The sequence below is a fragment of the Pseudomonas sp. TE24901 genome, assembly GCF_054058375.1.
This window is the reverse complement of the sequence record NZ_JBSSAF010000002.1, coordinates 412,615-428,090: the sequence shown is the minus strand read 5'-3', so window position 1 is coordinate 428,090 and position 15,476 is coordinate 412,615. Positions and strand designations below refer to the sequence as shown.

The 15,476-nt window shown below is 63.9% G+C and carries 13 protein-coding genes; 2 read left to right on the top strand and 11 right to left on the bottom strand.

The annotated features are described in order from the left end of the window. Positions 1 to 24 precede the first annotated feature (24 nt). The 11 genes from ACVWVP_RS05685 to ACVWVP_RS05635 form a co-directional block, all read right to left on the bottom strand. Complete coding sequence (locus tag ACVWVP_RS05685; RefSeq protein WP_178922295.1) at positions 25 to 1,437, bottom strand: Y-family DNA polymerase; 1,413 nt, start codon at positions 1,435 to 1,437, stop codon at positions 25 to 27. A gap of 7 nt (positions 1,438 to 1,444) precedes the next feature. Next, a complete protein-coding gene (gene imuA / locus ACVWVP_RS05680) occupies positions 1,445 to 2,059 on the bottom strand; it encodes a translesion DNA synthesis-associated protein ImuA (RefSeq protein ID WP_259171695.1) in 615 nt (204 codons plus the stop codon). Further along, a complete protein-coding gene (gene lexA / locus ACVWVP_RS05675; protein WP_259171696.1) occupies positions 2,059 to 2,676 on the bottom strand; it encodes a transcriptional repressor LexA in 618 nt (205 codons plus the stop codon). The genes imuA and lexA overlap by 1 nt, the downstream gene beginning before the upstream one ends. A gap of 924 nt (positions 2,677 to 3,600) precedes the next feature. After that, positions 3,601 to 4,776 carry an ABC transporter substrate-binding protein gene (locus ACVWVP_RS05670; RefSeq protein WP_457404658.1) on the bottom strand — a complete coding sequence of 392 codons (1,176 nt, stop codon included), beginning with the start codon at positions 4,774 to 4,776 and terminating at the stop codon, positions 3,601 to 3,603. Further along, positions 4,773 to 5,747 carry a CobW family GTP-binding protein gene (locus ACVWVP_RS05665; RefSeq protein WP_457404656.1) on the bottom strand — a complete coding sequence of 325 codons (975 nt, stop codon included), beginning with the start codon at positions 5,745 to 5,747 and terminating at the stop codon, positions 4,773 to 4,775. Before ACVWVP_RS05665 ends, ACVWVP_RS05670 begins: the two co-directional genes overlap by 4 nt. A 117-nt stretch (positions 5,748 to 5,864) precedes the next feature. Next, positions 5,865 to 6,158 carry a hypothetical protein gene (locus ACVWVP_RS05660; protein WP_178922959.1) on the bottom strand — a complete coding sequence of 98 codons (294 nt, stop codon included), beginning with the start codon at positions 6,156 to 6,158 and terminating at the stop codon, positions 5,865 to 5,867. Between the two features lie 13 nt (positions 6,159 to 6,171). Beyond that, positions 6,172 to 6,921: an SDR family NAD(P)-dependent oxidoreductase gene (locus ACVWVP_RS05655; protein ID WP_457404654.1), complete on the bottom strand. Its 750-nt coding sequence runs from the start codon at positions 6,919 to 6,921 to the stop codon at positions 6,172 to 6,174. A 142-nt stretch (positions 6,922 to 7,063) separates the two neighbouring features. After that, positions 7,064 to 7,825, bottom strand: coding sequence for an SDR family NAD(P)-dependent oxidoreductase (locus ACVWVP_RS05650; RefSeq protein ID WP_178922955.1), 762 nt, complete (start codon positions 7,823 to 7,825; stop codon positions 7,064 to 7,066). A 10-nt stretch (positions 7,826 to 7,835) separates the two neighbouring features. Beyond that, positions 7,836 to 9,176 (bottom strand): MFS transporter, encoded by a 1,341-nt coding sequence (locus tag ACVWVP_RS05645; protein WP_178922953.1) that lies wholly within the window; start codon positions 9,174 to 9,176, stop codon positions 7,836 to 7,838. 31 nt (positions 9,177 to 9,207) lie between these two features. After that, positions 9,208 to 10,086 (bottom strand): polysaccharide deacetylase family protein, encoded by an 879-nt coding sequence (locus ACVWVP_RS05640; RefSeq protein WP_010212857.1) that lies wholly within the window; start codon positions 10,084 to 10,086, stop codon positions 9,208 to 9,210. 11 nt (positions 10,087 to 10,097) lie between these two features. Next, positions 10,098 to 11,429 carry an amidase gene (locus tag ACVWVP_RS05635; protein ID WP_259171880.1) on the bottom strand — a complete coding sequence of 444 codons (1,332 nt, stop codon included), beginning with the start codon at positions 11,427 to 11,429 and terminating at the stop codon, positions 10,098 to 10,100. 337 nt (positions 11,430 to 11,766) lie between these two features. On the opposite strand from ACVWVP_RS05635, the gene ACVWVP_RS05630 reads away from it, so the two are divergent. Further along, the gene (locus ACVWVP_RS05630; RefSeq protein WP_178922949.1) at positions 11,767 to 12,756 is read left to right on the top strand and encodes a GntR family transcriptional regulator; all 990 of its coding nucleotides are present in this window, start codon (positions 11,767 to 11,769) and stop codon (positions 12,754 to 12,756) included. Between the two features lie 202 nt (positions 12,757 to 12,958). Next, positions 12,959 to 15,379, top strand: coding sequence for an endopeptidase La (gene lon, locus ACVWVP_RS05625; protein WP_178922947.1), 2,421 nt, complete (start codon positions 12,959 to 12,961; stop codon positions 15,377 to 15,379). The last annotated feature ends 97 nt before the right edge of the window (positions 15,380 to 15,476 follow it).

Here is a 15,476-nt window from a genome sequence, read left to right as displayed (position 1 = left end):
TGGCTGCCATGGTGTGTGGGGGTTTCATGCAAACCAGCCTTGCAGCCACAGCCCGTCGTTTTGCCCCACGGTGCGGAAGGCCCAGCCTTGCTGGCCGGCGCGAGTCTGGATCAGGTAGTAGTCGCGGCGGATGTCGGCGCCATCCCACCAGCCGGATTCAATGCGCTCCGGGCCCATGAGGATCTGCACTCCGTGCTCGGCCAATAACGTGGGCTCATTCAACAACCAGCCAGGGCGTTGCACCTTGTTCAGGCCTTGGCACACGCGCGGATCGGTCGCCGCTTGCCAGGCGCATTCGGGGCGGTGGTCGGCGTGAAAGCGCAGGCCCTGCACCGCCTCGTCCCCCAGGCGTGCGCGCAGGCGTTCGCGCAATTGCTCCCAGGGCAAGGTCTGTTGCGGGCGGTCATCGAACAGGTCCTGGCGTTGCGGGACGAAGGTCGGCAGGTCCTGGGCCACCAGGCGAAAGCCGCGCACCGGCGAGGTGACTTGCACCTGCTCCAGGCGCCCCCGGGCCAGTTCGAACAGCATCGCCGGCTCACGCTCGGCGCTGAGCAGGCCCACCTTGATCACGCTGTCGGGCGCCTGGGCGTGTTCCAGGTGCAGGTCAAAACGCTGCACACCACTGTCGCGGCCACACAGGAAGGCCGACAGGTCAGCGGTCAAACGGCGCAACGGAAACAGCAAGGCCTGGTGGGATTGCACGTCGAAATTCAGCTCGATGCGCACATCGAAACGGTCCGGCGGCTGGTAGAACGCCAGCGCCAACGGGCGCTGCCCGGCCAAGGCATCGAGATGCTTGAGCAAACTCGCGTCGAAACGCCGCGCCAAGGTGTGCCGGGGCAACGCCTGCACCTGGGCCAGGGTGCGCAGGCCCATGCGTGACAACGCGGTGGCGGCCTGCGGGTCAAGGCCAGCACGGTCGATGGGCAGCGGCGCCAGGGCTTGCATCAAGGCGTCGTCCTGAACTGCCAGGCCATCATCAATATTCGCCAACACCCGGGCCGCCGCCGGGTTGGGCGCGGCCACGATGCGATGGCGAAACCCCAGCTCGCTCAACTCCTTGCGCAACCGCGTCTCGAAGGCCGGCCAGGGCCCGAACAGCCCCAGGCTCGATTCGATCTCGAACAGCAGCGCCCGTGGGTAATACACACTGACCTGAGAGCTGAACCGATAGGCCCAGGCGGCCAAAAACTGCTGCCAGCGCTCGATTTCGGCGGGGTCGTATTCGGCACAGGCAAAGGTCTTGGCCAAGGCATGGGCGGCGGTCAGGGATTGGCCGGGGCGCAAGCCCAAGGCACGGGCAGCGTCATTGACGGTTTGCAGCACACGCCGCTGCGGCGTACCGGCCAGCAAGGCCAGGGGCTGGCCCGGCTCGGGATGCCCACGCTGCACCCCGTCCAGCGCCAATTGCGGGAAGACAATACACACCCAGCGCATGGCAACCTCAGTGCCCCGCCAGCGCAATCGGCGCCGGGTGGGCCAGGCCGCCCCGGCACTTGAGCACCCGCACCTGCGCGGGCCTGGCCTCCACCGCCAGGCGCAACGCAGCAGGCGATGCATTGATTGCCTCGCTCAAGGCGCGCCAGGCAAATGCCAGGGTCTGCCCGGTTTCCGCCGCCACCTGCAAGCGCCGCAACGCCCGGTCATCGGCCTTGCGCGGCCAGCACAACACCGCGCCGCAACTGCCGGAACGCAGGCACTGTTCAACGGCCCACAGGGCATCGCGTTCCTCGGCCTGGATCACCGAGAGTTGGCGCAGGTCCACCCCGGCGTTCTGCCAGGCATGGGGGTACGGCGTATAGGGCGGCGCCACCAGTACGATGCGCTCCCCTGCCGCAGATAAACGCGCCAGGGTCGGCAACACCAGTTGCAACTCGCCCACGCCCTCCTTCGCCATGAGGATTTCGCTCAGCGCCGACTCCGGCCAGCCCCCCGTGGGCAGCACCGCATCCAGCGCCGCCAGCCCCGTGGGGTGCACGCTGACGGGAGGTGCGGCGGGCCGGCCCTTCCAGACTCGCCCGCCATTGAACAGCGAGTCCAGGGCAACCACGGCGCCCATCAGCCTTGCCTCACCAGGCCGCAGAACACCCCTTCGATGGCCAGGTCCTGGTCAGGCCCAACCACGATGGGTTGGTACGCGGGGTTGCGGGGCAGCAGGCGCACGTGCTCGCCGTGGCGCTCGAAACGCTTGATGGTGACTTCGCCGTCCAGGCGCGCGACCACGATCTGCCCGTTCAAGGCTTCGGCGCTGCGGCGCACGCCTACGAGGTCACCGTCGAGGATGCCGTCTTCGATCATCGAATCGCCTTGGACGCGCAGCAGGTAGTCGGGGGTTTTCGCGAAAGTGGCGGGGTCTAGTTGCAGGCGGCTGTGCACTTCGGCGTCGGCGCCGATGGGCAGGCCGGCGGCGACGCGGCCGAGGACGGGGATGTCCAGCCATTCGGGGCGTGTGGGTTGGTTGAGCAGGCGGATACCACGCGCCTGGTTGGGGTTGACCTCGATGAAGCCGGCTTCGGTCAGGGCCACCACGTGCTTGCGTGCGACGCTGCGGGAGGCGAAGCCGAACGCCTCGGCGATCTCGGCGAGGCTGGGGGGTTGGCCTTGTTGCGCGATGCGGTCGCGGATGAAGGTCAGGATGGCGGTGCGGCGGGGGGTCAGGGTTGTCATGGAGTACATTTGTACTCCTGTGGGAAGTTTCTGACAATGGCCGTCAGTCGGGGTGGGTTTTTTGGGATCGTGGGGATTGAGTACATATCCGTTGTTTGGGTAACGGCTGCCTACGGTTCCGCCCTTACGGCGGGTCACTTTTGAAAAGAGCCCAAAAGTAACCAAAAGGCTCTTGCCCCAACACTCGGCACCTCGCTCACGCTCGGTGTGCCCGTAATCCGACAGTGATTTGGGGGGCCGCCGCCACGCGCCATCCATGGCGCGGGGCGGCTAAGCCGGCGTCCTGCCGGCTTACCCCCCAAATCCCTGCCGAATTCCGGCCAGCGTGTTTGACGGGGCGCTTAAGATCAAAATCAAGATCAAAAGCAAAAGCACAGCGGCCTGACAGCCGGCTTGAGTGGTGTAAAGCAAAGGCAAAGGCCAACGCGCTCCACTGTAGGAGCCGGCTTGCCGGCGATGCTATTCAACGATGATGCAAAATAAACAGAATGAACGCTGCGCCCCACTGTGGGAGCTGGCTTGCGTGCGATGGCATCGATTGGGTGTGCCTGATGTACCGAGGTGTTTGCATCGCAGGCAAGCCAGCTCCCACAGTTGACCCGGGCCGACAGTTAGATACCGGTCGGCTACCAGGCCGCCGCGTCTGCTTTTGATCTTGATTTTGATCTTAGGCGCCCCGTTAAACACGCTGGCCGAACGCAGGCTTGAATCCGTGGGTAACCCGGCAGGACGCCGGGTTAGCCGCCCCGCGCCATGGATGGCGCGTGGCGGCGGCCCACGGATTTAAGCCGGAGTGAGGGCATGCCGAGCCTAGGCGAGGCACCGAGTGTTGGGGCGAAGGCCTTTTGCTTACTTTTGGGCCTTTCCAAAAGTGAGCCGCTGTAAGAGCGGAACCATAAGTAGCCGTTACCTAAATAACGGATATGTACTCAGTCAAACACAGCGCGCCCGCATAAAATCCCCCCACCGCCGCACCAAGTAGTTGTGCTCATCCATCACCGAATTCCACACCGCAATATGCCCCATGCGCTGCTCATAAGACCCCCCATCACGCACGTCGCCCATGTCGATCAACGGCAAACCATCGCTACCCAGCAGTTCCTCCCGTGCAGGCAATCCGGCATACCAGTAATCCCACTCGGCACTGCTAAGGTGATCACGGCTGCGCGCCGGGTTACCGATGTAATACCCCTGGCGCGCCATCACCGCTCCAGGCCAACCCGACAACCACCAATTGAGGTAGGCATACGCCGCATCCAGCACCGGCCCTTGAGCATGGCGTGACAACGACAACCCGCCGAACCACGCGCGATAACCTTCACGCGGCACCGCCAGGCGGTATTTCACCCCTGCGCGATGCAGGCACATCAAGGTCGGCGACCACAGGCTCTGGATATCGATAGTCGGGCTGAGCATCAATTGCGCCGCCTCTTCATCATCCGACCAGAACGCCGCAAAGTGCCCTTCCCTCTGCTTGCGCACCAGAATGTCGGCGAGCACGTCGATCTCTTCGATGCTCATATTGCCGATGTCCTTGAACTGCGCCAGCCCCGCGCCCTGCACCGCCAGCGCGGCGTCCAGGGCACCGATGGCGGCGTCGCTTTGCAATGCGGTGCGGGCGCTCCAGGCCGGGTCCAGCAACCACCCCCAACTTTCGTTGCCGTGGCAAAACCCGTCGGGCAAGCGCTCGGGGCGGTAGGCAAAACTGTCGGCGTTGTGGGTCAGGGGCAGCATGCTGATGCGCTCGGTCACGGTGCTGCCGAGGCTGCCGTCATGCTGCACGAACAGGCGCTCGCTCGGTACGCTGCCACTGCCCAGGCGATCATCGGCCGACAGGCGCCCGCGCTTGGGCAGGTCGTTGATTTCATGCCACAGCGCGATACGCCGCGTGTCGATCGGCTGGATCGCCCGCGCCGGCCACACGAAGTCGACGTTGTGAAACCACTGGTCGTAGAGGTCGTAGCTGTCGGGCTGCATCACCGCGATGCGCTGGGCCTGCTCTACATCGTGCACCTGATACACCAGGCGAATGCCCAGGTCTTGCTCGGCCCGCACGCGCAGGCATTCGAGCAGGGTCACTGAGGTGCCGAGGACGCGTAAGGTGATCATGCTGCAAACCGCCGCGAGAACACATCGAAGGAGCGGCGCAACAGCGCCGGGTCCAGGCCGCGCAGGACAAACACCAGGCGTGACTGGCGGTCGCTGCCCGGCCACGCAGGCAGGTGGACCGGGGCATGCAGACAGTGCTGCACGCCATGAATGACGATGGGGGCCGAGCTTGCGTTCACGTTGAGCAGTCCTTTGACGCGAAGGATTCGTTCGCCATGGCATCTTAACAGCATCGACAGCCACACCCCGAAACCGACCCAGTCCAGTGGCTGATCGAAGCTCAGGCAGCACACTTGGGCAGCGCCGTGGGTGGCGACAGTGGGCTGATGCAGTTGCCAGCGGCCAACCTCGACGGCCGGCTCGGCGCTGCGCAACCCTTCACCGAGCAGCAGTTGATCGCCGCTGTGGATAGCGTGGGTATCGAGGATCGGCGTACCCGCGTTGAGCGCCTGCAAATGCGCACGCAGCGGCGCGCAATCGCCGGCCAAGTCGGTCTTGCTCAGCAACAGGCGGTCGGCGGCCGCAACCTGGGCCAGCCACTCCGGGTGCAGGCGCTCTTGCAAGGTCGCGTGGCTGGCGTCGACCAGGGTAATCACCAGGCCGATGTGGAAACGCCCGCGCAATTGCACGTCGTTGTTCAAGGTGGCAAGGATCGGCGCCGGGTCGGCCAGGCCGGTGGTCTCCAGGATCACCCGCTTGAACGCCGGGATCTCACCGCGCTCACGGCGCTGCAACAGGCCGAGCAGTGCGTCTTTCAACTCGCCACGGATCGAACAGCACACGCAGCCGCTGGGCAGCAGCACGGTGTCGGGCGCCACCTCTTCCACCAGCAAGTGGTCGATACCGACGTCGCCGAATTCGTTGATCAGCAGCGCGGTGTCGCCCAGGCTCTCGCCTTGCAGCAGGCGCTTGAGCAAGGTGGTCTTGCCGCTGCCGAGGAAACCGGTGATGACATTCAGAGCCATGCTCATCAATGTTTTCCTTTGTGGCGAGGGAGCTTGCTCCCGCTGGGCTGCGAAGCGGCCCCAAAAGCTTGGGAGCGCTGCGCACTCCAGCGGGAGCAAGCTCCCTCGCCACAGGGGTTGGGTTTAGTGTTCAAGATGGTTGAGCAACTTAGGGTCGAGCGGGTCCAACGGACGGCCGAGCATGTTTTCGGCGGCCTGCCACAGTGGGTCCAGGCCACTCGCCAGTTCTTGCTTACCGGTAGCGCCCAACAACAGGTAGGACGCGCCCTGGAAGTCTTCGACCTTGAGCCGGAACACCGCCAACACCTGGTTGATCGCCGCGATCCGGCGCAGGCGCTCGCGGCGCCTTGGCACTTCATCGCCCAGGGGGTCGCTCCAGTGCAGGTCTTCGCCAAGCAATCCGCAGAGTCCGCACATGGCTACACCTCGTTCATGGCATGACATCGCCGGAGTTCGGGCCCAGGGTCTGGCCGACGAACAAATTACCGCCCGGTTCGCTGGCGAGCAGCACGGCGGCGGGCGCCACTTCATCAGCCAGACCGAAGCGGCCCAGGGGCAGTTCCTTGGCCTTGGCGCGTTTCCAGTCGTCGCTGATCCCACCCACCAGCGGCGTTTCAATCGGGCCAGGGGCGATGGCATTGACCAGCACGTTGTCCTTGGCCACTTCCAAGGCGAGGGATTTGGTAAAGCCGATCACGCCAGCCTTGGCCGCCGCGTAGTGGGTAAGCTCGGCACCGCCCTTGATACCCAGTTGCGACGCCACGTTGATGATGCGCCCCCAACGCTGCGCCAGCATGTGCGGCAAGGCGCGCTGGCTGGCGACGAACACGCTGGTGAGGTCGACGCGCAGCATGTCGTTCCACATCTCGATGGTCAGGTCGACACAGCGCGCCTGGGTGAGCATGCCGGCGTTGTTGACCAGAATGTCGATGCCACCGAAGTGTTCGACGCAACGGTCCACACCTGCCTGGGCGCCTTCGACGGTGCCGACGTCCGCCAGGCACTCGACCACCTCGGCGCCGAGGTTGCGGCAGGTGATCGCCGTTTCGGCGAGGCTCGCGGCGTTGCGGTCGGCCAGCAGCAGGCGCGCGCCTTCGGCGGCGTAGGCACGGGCGATGGCGGCACCGATGCCGCTGCCGGCGCCGGTGATGACGGCGCGGCGGTTAATCAGTTGGTTCATACAAAAAACTCCTCAGACAAAACACCGATCCATTGTGGGAGCTGGCTTGCCTGCGATAGCGGTGGGTCAGCAGCACATGTATTCACTGAACCACCGCCATCGCAGGCAAGCCAGCTCCCACATTTGGATCTATGTACATCCGTTAGTCCGGCCAGCGCACGGTAAGGCCGCCGTCGATGATGATGCTTTGGCCCGTGAGGTAGCTCGACGCTTCACTGGTCAAGAACTGCACCAGCGAGGCCACCTCATCCGCCCGCCCGACACGGCCCAGCGGAATGGCTCGCGCCGCCTTGGCCAAGCCTTCCGGTCCCAGTGAGTTCTTCGCATCCAGCGACTGCGGCGTCTCGATCAACCCGGGGATCACCGCATTGCAGCGAATCCCCAGCGGCGCCAGTTCCACCGCCAGCGAACGACACAACCCCGGCACACCGGCTTTGGCCGCCGCGTAGTGGCTGTGCTCCTGCCAGCCATACACGCCACCGGCAATCGACGAGATCGCCACCAGCGCGCCGCCTTCACGCATATGCCGTGTCGCCGCGCGGAAGGTGCGCATCACCCCCGTAAGGTCGACATTGAGCATCTCGTCCCACAGCGCATCGGTCATCTCCAGCAACGGTGCGCGGCGCAACAGGCCGGCGTTGGCCACCGCGTAATCCAGCCGGCCAAAGTGCTGCACGGCCTGCTCGGCCAGCGCATTCACCGAGGCGCTGTCGCCCACGTCCAGGGGCAGCATGAGGCACTCGCCGCCCGCCCCTTCCACCAAGCCCACGGTGGTGTGCGGGTCGTGAGGATCGGCCGGGTAATACCCGCCGACCACCGCCACGCCCTTTTGCGCATAGGCCACGGCGAGGGCTTGGCCGATGCCGCTGGCGGCGCCGGTAATCAAGGCAACTTTACGGCTCATCATTCACTCCTTACTGAACGGTTTCCGGACGCACATGGCGGGCGGCAAACATCAAGGCGCCGGACAAGAAGCACGGCAGTGCACCGAACCACAGCGCGGCGGTCTGCCAGTCGCTGCCGGCCGACAGCACCTGGGTGGCGCCAAAGCCTGCGACCACCGCACCGATCGGGCCCATGGCATGGATGATCGCGCCCCCGGTGGCGCGGATGCTGGTGGGGAAACTTTCACTGATGAAGAACAACGCCGCCGAGTACGGGCCGATCAGGAAGAACAGGCCCAGGCTGTACAGCCCAACCACCATCGCCATGTTGCTGGGGCCGAACAGCATGCCGGCGAACGACAGCCCGCCGAGCATCCAGCCCAGGCCGATCACGTTGCGACGGCCGATCTTGTCGCCCATCCAGCCGTGGCTGAGATAACCGCAGTACCCGACCAGGTTGGACAGCACGAGGATGATCAGCGAGTTCTCGAACGAGATGTGGTGCACGCTGACGATCACCGACGTGCCCAACACGCTGAACACCTGGATCGCTGCCCAGTTGAGCAGCAGCGCTGCGCCGATCACCAACGTGGCGCGACGGGCCGGGCCACGGAACGCCGCCTTGAGACCGGCCTTGCTGTGTTCGTCGTAGTCGACGCCGTAGGTCACGGCGACGTTTTGCGCTTCTTTCACCGCGCCGCTTTTACGCAGCTCGCTGATGCGCTGGTGGATCTGGAACTGCGGACTCTCCTTGAGCTTGCGCGCCATGATCGCAATCACGATGGCCGGGATTGCGGCGAAGATGAAGCAGCCTTGCCAACCGATGATCGGCAGCAACAGCGCAGTCAAGCCGGCAGCGATCAACGCGCCCACCGGCCAGCCGCCCTGCACCAGGCTGTAGATGAAGCCACGGCGCTTGGTCAGGCGCGGGTCTTCCGAGGCGCCGTACAGCTCACTCAGATACGTGGCGTTGACGGTTTCCTCGGCATAACCCAGGCCACCCAACGAACGGATCAGAATCAGCGGTGATTTGCCCCACGCGCCGCCGATTGCCGTCAACGCCGAGCACAGCGCAGAACCGGCCACGGTGAAGATGATGCCTTTGCGCCGACCCAGCTTGTCGACGACCGGGCCAATGGCAAAGGCGACCACCGCCGTGCCCACGGCGACCCAGGTTGCAATTTCAGCCTGCTCTACTTCACCCCAGCCAAAGTGGCGGCCGATCTCCGGCAGCAGGGTGCCAAACAGGATGAAGTCATACACCGCAAACACCCAGGCGAAGAACGCGATCCAGGTGGCGAAGCGCACTTCCTGGGACGTCAGTTGCCGGGGTTTCCAGCCGGTCAGGTCAAGCTTGTTGTAGATGGACATGGGTTGCGCCTCAGGGGTGGAAGCATGGGGGTCAGGTACGGGGTTGGCGGCGGATAAAATCGTCGGCGATTTCGTCGAAGGTGACGAAGCGCACGCCGGCATGGCTCTGGATATGCTCGATCAGACGCTCAAGCATCAGCAGCACTTGCGGGCGGCCGGACACGTCCGGGTGAATGGTCATGGTGAACACCGCGTGTTCGTGTTCGCGGTAGACCCAGTCGAACTGGTCGCGCCACATTTCTTCGAGGTGGCGCGGGTTGACGAAGCCGTGGCTGTTGGGGGCTTTCTTGATGAACATCATCGGCGGCAGGTCGTCGAGGTACCAGTTGGCCGGGATCTCCACCAGGTCGGTTTCTTCGCCGCGCACCAGGGGTTTCATCCAGGTGTCGGGGTGTTGGCTGTAGTCGATCTTGGTCCAGCTGTCGCCCTTGCGCACGTAGTAGGGATGAAAGTCGTTGTGCATCAGGCTGTGGTCGTACTTGATGCCTTTTTTCAGCAGCAGCTCGTTGGTGACCTTGCTGAACTCCCACCATGGCGCGACGTAACCAGTGGGGCGTTTGCCAGTGACCTGGGTGATCAGCTCGATGGATTTATCCAGGACGATTTCTTCCTGCTCGGCCGTCATGGCGATGGGGTTTTCGTGGCTGTAGCCGTGCACGCCGATTTCGTGGCCGGCGTCGGCCACGGCTTTCATCTGCTCGGGGAAGGTTTCCATCGAGTGGCCAGGAATAAACCAGGTGGTGCGCAGGCCGTAGCGCTCGAACAATTTGAGCAGGCGCGGCGCGCCGACTTCACCGGCGAACAGGCCGCGGGAGATGTCGTCCGGCGAGTCTTCGCCGCCGTAGGAACCGAGCCAGCCGGCGACGGCGTCAACGTCGACGCCGAATGCACAGAGAATGTCTTTAGCCATGGTGTGTCTCCTTAAACGTTGAGTACGGATTCGACGGACAACGCCGCGCGCAACAGGCGAGCGTCCTCCCCCGTCGGGGCACTGAGCAGCAGCCCGGTGGGCAGGCCCCCGGCATCGCGGCCGCTGGGCAAGGTCACGCCTGGCATGTCGAGCAAACTGCCCGGCATGGTCAGGCGCAGGGTGGCGAGGTTGGTGGTGACGAAGAGGTCATCGTCGGCTTCCAGCGGTGCCAGCGGCGGCGCCACGTGGGCGACGGTCGGGGTGATGAGCACGGCGCCGTCGAGGTCATCGACCAGTTGTTGCTGCAGGCGCTGGCGTGCGTCCATCAGGTGCAGCAGTTGGCTGGCGGGCAACGCACGCGCGGCTTCGAGGCGACGGCGCACGCGAGGGTCGAGCTGTTCGGCATCGGCGCTGTCGAGCAAGGCTTCATGCAGGGCGAAGGCTTCGAAGGAGCCGAGCCAACCCTGGCTTTTGATCAGCGCCAGGGTGGCCTGGAACGTGGCCGATGGGCGCACCTCTACCAGGGCGCCGTGGGCTCGCAATCGGTCAACCGCGCGCAGCAGGTTGTTGCGCACGGCCGGCTCGATGTCTTCCAGGGCGCCTTGTTCAAGCACAAAACGCTGGCCCTTGAGGCTGCGCGCGCTGTGGGTGTGGGCACGGCCGTGAAGCAGGTCATCGATGGCCAAGGCATCGCGCACGCTGCGGGTCAGCGGGCCGAGGCTGTCGAGGGTGTGGGCCAGGGGAAACACACCGTCGCGGCTGTAGCGTCGACTGCTGCTGCGGTACCCCACCAGGCCATTGAGCGCGGCGGGAATACGGATTGAGCCTGCCGTGTCGGTGCCCATGGCGATGGGCACGATCCCGGCGGCCACGGCAACGGCCGACCCGGAGGAAGAGCCACCGGGAATACGCGGTTGGTCGCTCCCGTGGGGATTGTGCGGCGTGCCGAAATGCGGGTTCAGGCCCAGGCCGGAATACGCCAGTTCGCTGAGGTTGGTCTTGCCCACGCTGACCATCCCGGCGCGGCACAACAGGCCTACCGTGGGCGCATCCAGCAAAGCCTGGGGCGCATGACGACGGTAGGCGGCGCCGGCCGTGGTGATGCTGCCGGCCATGTCGAACAAATCCTTCCAGGCCAGCGGCACACCGTCGAACACACTCAATGGTTGCCCGGCTCGCCAGCGGGCGGCGGCGGCTTCGGCTTCACGGCGGGCGCGCTCGGCGGTCAGGGAAATAAATACGCCTGGGCAGCGACTCGCTTGATCGAGCGCCTGTTCGAGGGCCTGCACCGGGTCGCTGCGACCGCTGGCAAAAGCCTCGGCCATGGAAGTGGCGTCTGACATCAAGATGACCCTCACAAAACGTACATATTAATAAAATGTACATTTTACAAAGGCAGCTTTCGTGCCAGTCTCTGCCGAACAGATTTTGCGCTGCTCAGGTTTTGGGCCTTGAGCTACGGGATAGATGGTTTCAAGCCAGGCAAAAAAATCTTGCCGGAGCATCGCAAAGCGCCTTCAATGAAATAATGTATCTTTTATAAATAAGTACATTTTGGTGCAGAAAAGTAACAACCCCATCGGCAAGGCCCCAAATAAGTGCCACTGACGTGGCGCAGAGTGACAGGCACGACTTATGAGAGAATCCCCGGCCACCGTCCTACATGCCTCAGAGAAACCGATGAAAGCAGTGTCCACCTCGGCCTCCCGTTACGCGATGATTCACCAGGTTCTGCGTGATGCGATCGTCAATGGCACTGCCCGCCACGGCCTGGTGTTGCTCGAAGCGCCGCTGGCCGAGCTGTTCGGCACCAGCCGCGTGCCGGTGCGTAGGGCCCTGGATTTGCTGCATGACGAAGGCCTGATCTGCCGCTTCAATGGCCGGGGTTACCTGATCAACCCAGAAGGCTTGGCGATGGAGCCGCTGCGCCTGCCATTGAGCCATGCCCACCTGGGCCTGGATGGCGAGCAGGACTTGGTGGACACTCGGCCACTGGGCGAGCGCATCGTCGAGGAGATCGGCGCGGCGCTGTCCACCTGCATCGCTTTCGGCCATTACCGCCTGGATGAACAAGCCGCCGCCGACCACTACGGGGTCAGCCGCGCGGTGGTGCGTGAGGCATTGATGCGCTTGCGCGACCGTGGCCTGGTGGAAAAAGAGCCCTACTCCCAATGGCTGGCCGGGCCGTTGACCGCACGGGAAGTCACCGAAGACTACGAACTGCGCGCCTGCCTGGAACCCGAAGCGTTACGCCAGAGCGCGCCCAACCTGGACCGCGAGTTGCTCGAAGCCATGTTGCAACGCGTGCGGGATGCCCAGGACAGCCCCCACTGCAGCCTGGAAGCCATCGAGCAGATCGAAGAAGACCTGCACCAACGCTGCCTGGCCGGCTTGCAAAACCGCAAGATTGCCGCGCTGATCCGCCAGGGCCAGAGCCCGATGATCATCAGCCGGATTTTCTACCGTTTGCTGGGAATCGGTGCCGATCCTGCCATGTTGGCCGAACATCGCTTGATTCTGGAGTTGCTGCTGCATGGGGCGTTTGATGCGGCAGCGTTGAACCTGCGCGAGCATTTGCAGCGGGCCAGGCAGCGGATGTTGCAGCGGTTGAAGGTGTTGTCGGTATTGCCCGAACAGCCGCTGCCCAGCTACCTGCACAAAATCAGCTGACTCAACGCTATTCACCTGTAGGAGCCGGCTTGCCGGCGATCGCGGTGGGTCAGACACCTTTGCACCAGCAGGTGTGGCGCCATCGCCGGCAAGCCGGCTCCTACAGTCAATATCATGCAATTTGTTGCTAACTGCTCAACGCCATTGAAACCACCGCTGCGCCGCCCCATCTAACCTCCATACTTCCTTATGCAGGTGCCCCATGAGCGACCAGCAAGCCTTCCCTGATTACGACCTGAACGACTACGCCGACCCCGAAAACGCTGAAACCCCTTCGTCGAACACCGGCCTGGCGCTGCCTGGGCAGAACCTGCCCGACAAGGTCTACATCATCCCGATCCACAATCGCCCGTTCTTCCCGGCCCAAGTGCTGCCGGTGATCGTCAATGAAGAACCCTGGGCCGAAACCCTGGAGCTGGTGAGCAAGTCCGACCACCACTCCCTGGCCCTGTTCTTCATGGAGACGCCGCCAGAAGACCCGCGCCATTTCGACACCTCCGCCCTGCCGCTGTACGGCACGCTGGTGAAGGTGCATCACGCCAGCCGCGAGAACGGCAAGCTGCAATTCGTCGCCCAGGGCCTGACCCGGGTGCGCATCAAGACCTGGCTCAAGCACCACCGCCCGCCGTACCTGGTGGAAGTCGAATACCCGCACCAGCCCTCCGAGCCGACCGATGAGGTCAAGGCCTACGGCATGGCGCTGATCAATGCGATCAAGGAACTGCTGCCCCTCAACCCGCTGTACAGCGAAGAGTTGAAGAACTACCTCAACCGCTTCAGCCCCAACGACCCGTCGCCACTCACCGATTTCGCCGCCGCGCTGACCTCGGCCACCGGTAACGAGTTGCAGGAAGTACTGGACTGCGTGCCCATGCTCAAGCGCATGGAAAAAGTGCTGCCGATGCTGCGCAAGGAGGTTGAAGTTGCGCGCCTGCAAAAGGAAATCTCCGCCGAGGTGAACCGCAAGATCGGCGAGCATCAGCGCGAATTCTTCCTCAAGGAACAGCTCAAGGTGATCCAGCAGGAGCTGGGCCTGACCAAGGACGACCGCAGCGCGGACGTCGAGCAGTTCGAGCAGCGCCTGGTGGGCAAAGTGCTGCCGACCCAGGCGCAAAAGCGCATCAGCGAAGAGATGAACAAGCTGTCGATCCTGGAAACGGGCTCGCCGGAATATGCCGTGACGCGCAACTACCTGGACTGGGCCACCTCGGTGCCGTGGGGCGTGTATGGCGAGGACAAGCTCGACCTGAAACACGCGCGCAAGGTGCTGGATAAACACCACGCGGGCCTGGACGACATCAAGAGCCGCATCCTCGAATTCCTGGCGGTGGGTGCCTACAAAGGTGAGGTCGCCGGTTCCATCGTGCTGCTGGTCGGCCCGCCCGGCGTGGGCAAGACCAGCGTCGGCAAATCCATCGCCGAGTCCCTGGGGCGGCCGTTCTATCGCTTCAGTGTCGGCGGCATGCGCGACGAAGCCGAGATCAAGGGCCATCGCCGCACCTACATCGGCGCCCTGCCGGGCAAGCTGGTGCAGGCGCTGAAAGATGTGGAGGTGATGAACCCGGTGATCATGCTCGACGAGATCGACAAGATGGGCCAGAGCTTCCAGGGCGACCCGGCGTCGGCGCTGCTGGAAACCCTGGACCCGGAGCAGAACGTCGAATTCCTCGACCACTACCTGGACCTGCGCCTGGACCTGTCCAAGGTGCTGTTCGTGTGCACCGCCAACACCCTGGACTCCATTCCCGGGCCGTTGCTGGACCGTATGGAAGTGATTCGCCTGTCGGGCTATATCACCGAAGAAAAAGTCGCCATCGCCAAGCGCCACCTGTGGCCAAAGCAGCTGGAAAAAGCCGGTGTGGCGAAAAACAGCCTGACCATCAGCGACGGCGCCCTGCGTGCATTGATCGACGGCTATGCGCGGGAAGCCGGGGTGCGACAGCTGGAGAAACAGCTGGGCAAGCTGGTGCGCAAGGCGGTGGTCAAACTGCTGGATGAGCCGGACTCGGTGATCAAGATCGGCAACAAGGACCTGGAAAGCTCACTGGGCATGCCGGTGTTCCGCAACGAGCAGGTCTTGTCTGGCACCGGCGTCATCACCGGGCTGGCCTGGACCAGCATGGGCGGCGCCACCCTGCCGATCGAGGCCACGCGCATTCACACGCTCAACCGGGGCTTCAAGCTCACCGGGCAATTGGGTGAAGTGATGAAGGAGTCCGCCGAAATTGCCTACAGCTACATCAGCTCGAACCTGAAGTCGTTCGGCGGTGATCCGAAGTTCTTCGACGAAGCCTTTGTGCACCTGCACGTGCCGGAAGGTGCCACGCCTAAAGACGGCCCAAGCGCGGGCGTGACCATGGCCAGTGCGTTGCTGTCGCTGGCACGTAACCAGCCGCCGAAGAAAGGCGTGGCCATGACCGGTGAGCTGACGTTGACCGGGCATGTACTGCCGATTGGCGGGGTACGTGAGAAGGTGATTGCGGCGCGGCGCCAGAAGATTCATGAGCTGATCTTGCCGGAGCCGAACCGTGGCAGTTTTGAAGAGTTGCCGGAGTACTTGAAGGAAGGCATGACGGTGCATTTTGCCAAGCGCTTTGCGGATGTGGCGAAGGTGCTGTTCTGATAACGCTCTAGTGCCTGATCTGGCCTCTTCGCGAGCAAGCCCGCTCCCACAGTTGACCGCGTCCATCTTTGGAATACGGTCGAATGTGGGAGCGGGC

Excerpts from the sequence above, each read along its gene's own strand:
- ACVWVP_RS05685 (WP_178922295.1), bottom strand. The coding sequence starts at position 1,437 with ATGCGCTGGGTGTGTATTGTCTTCCCGCAATTGGCGCTGGACGGGGTG.
- imuA (WP_259171695.1), bottom strand. The coding sequence starts at position 2,059 with ATGGGCGCCGTGGTTGCCCTGGACTCGCTGTTCAATGGCGGGCGAGTC.
- lexA (WP_259171696.1), bottom strand. The coding sequence starts at position 2,676 with ATGTACTCCATGACAACCCTGACCCCCCGCCGCACCGCCATCCTGACC.
- ACVWVP_RS05670 (WP_457404658.1), bottom strand. The coding sequence starts at position 4,776 with ATGATCACCTTACGCGTCCTCGGCACCTCAGTGACCCTGCTCGAATGC.
- ACVWVP_RS05665 (WP_457404656.1), bottom strand. The coding sequence starts at position 5,747 with ATGAGCATGGCTCTGAATGTCATCACCGGTTTCCTCGGCAGCGGCAAG.
- ACVWVP_RS05660 (WP_178922959.1), bottom strand. The coding sequence starts at position 6,158 with ATGTGCGGACTCTGCGGATTGCTTGGCGAAGACCTGCACTGGAGCGAC.
- ACVWVP_RS05655 (WP_457404654.1), bottom strand. The coding sequence starts at position 6,921 with ATGAACCAACTGATTAACCGCCGCGCCGTCATCACCGGCGCCGGCAGC.
- ACVWVP_RS05650 (WP_178922955.1), bottom strand. The coding sequence starts at position 7,825 with ATGAGCCGTAAAGTTGCCTTGATTACCGGCGCCGCCAGCGGCATCGGC.
- ACVWVP_RS05645 (WP_178922953.1), bottom strand. The coding sequence starts at position 9,176 with ATGTCCATCTACAACAAGCTTGACCTGACCGGCTGGAAACCCCGGCAA.
- ACVWVP_RS05640 (WP_010212857.1), bottom strand. The coding sequence starts at position 10,086 with ATGGCTAAAGACATTCTCTGTGCATTCGGCGTCGACGTTGACGCCGTC.
- ACVWVP_RS05635 (WP_259171880.1), bottom strand. The coding sequence starts at position 11,429 with ATGTCAGACGCCACTTCCATGGCCGAGGCTTTTGCCAGCGGTCGCAGC.
- ACVWVP_RS05630 (WP_178922949.1), top strand. The coding sequence starts at position 11,767 with ATGAAAGCAGTGTCCACCTCGGCCTCCCGTTACGCGATGATTCACCAG.
- lon (WP_178922947.1), top strand. The coding sequence starts at position 12,959 with ATGAGCGACCAGCAAGCCTTCCCTGATTACGACCTGAACGACTACGCC.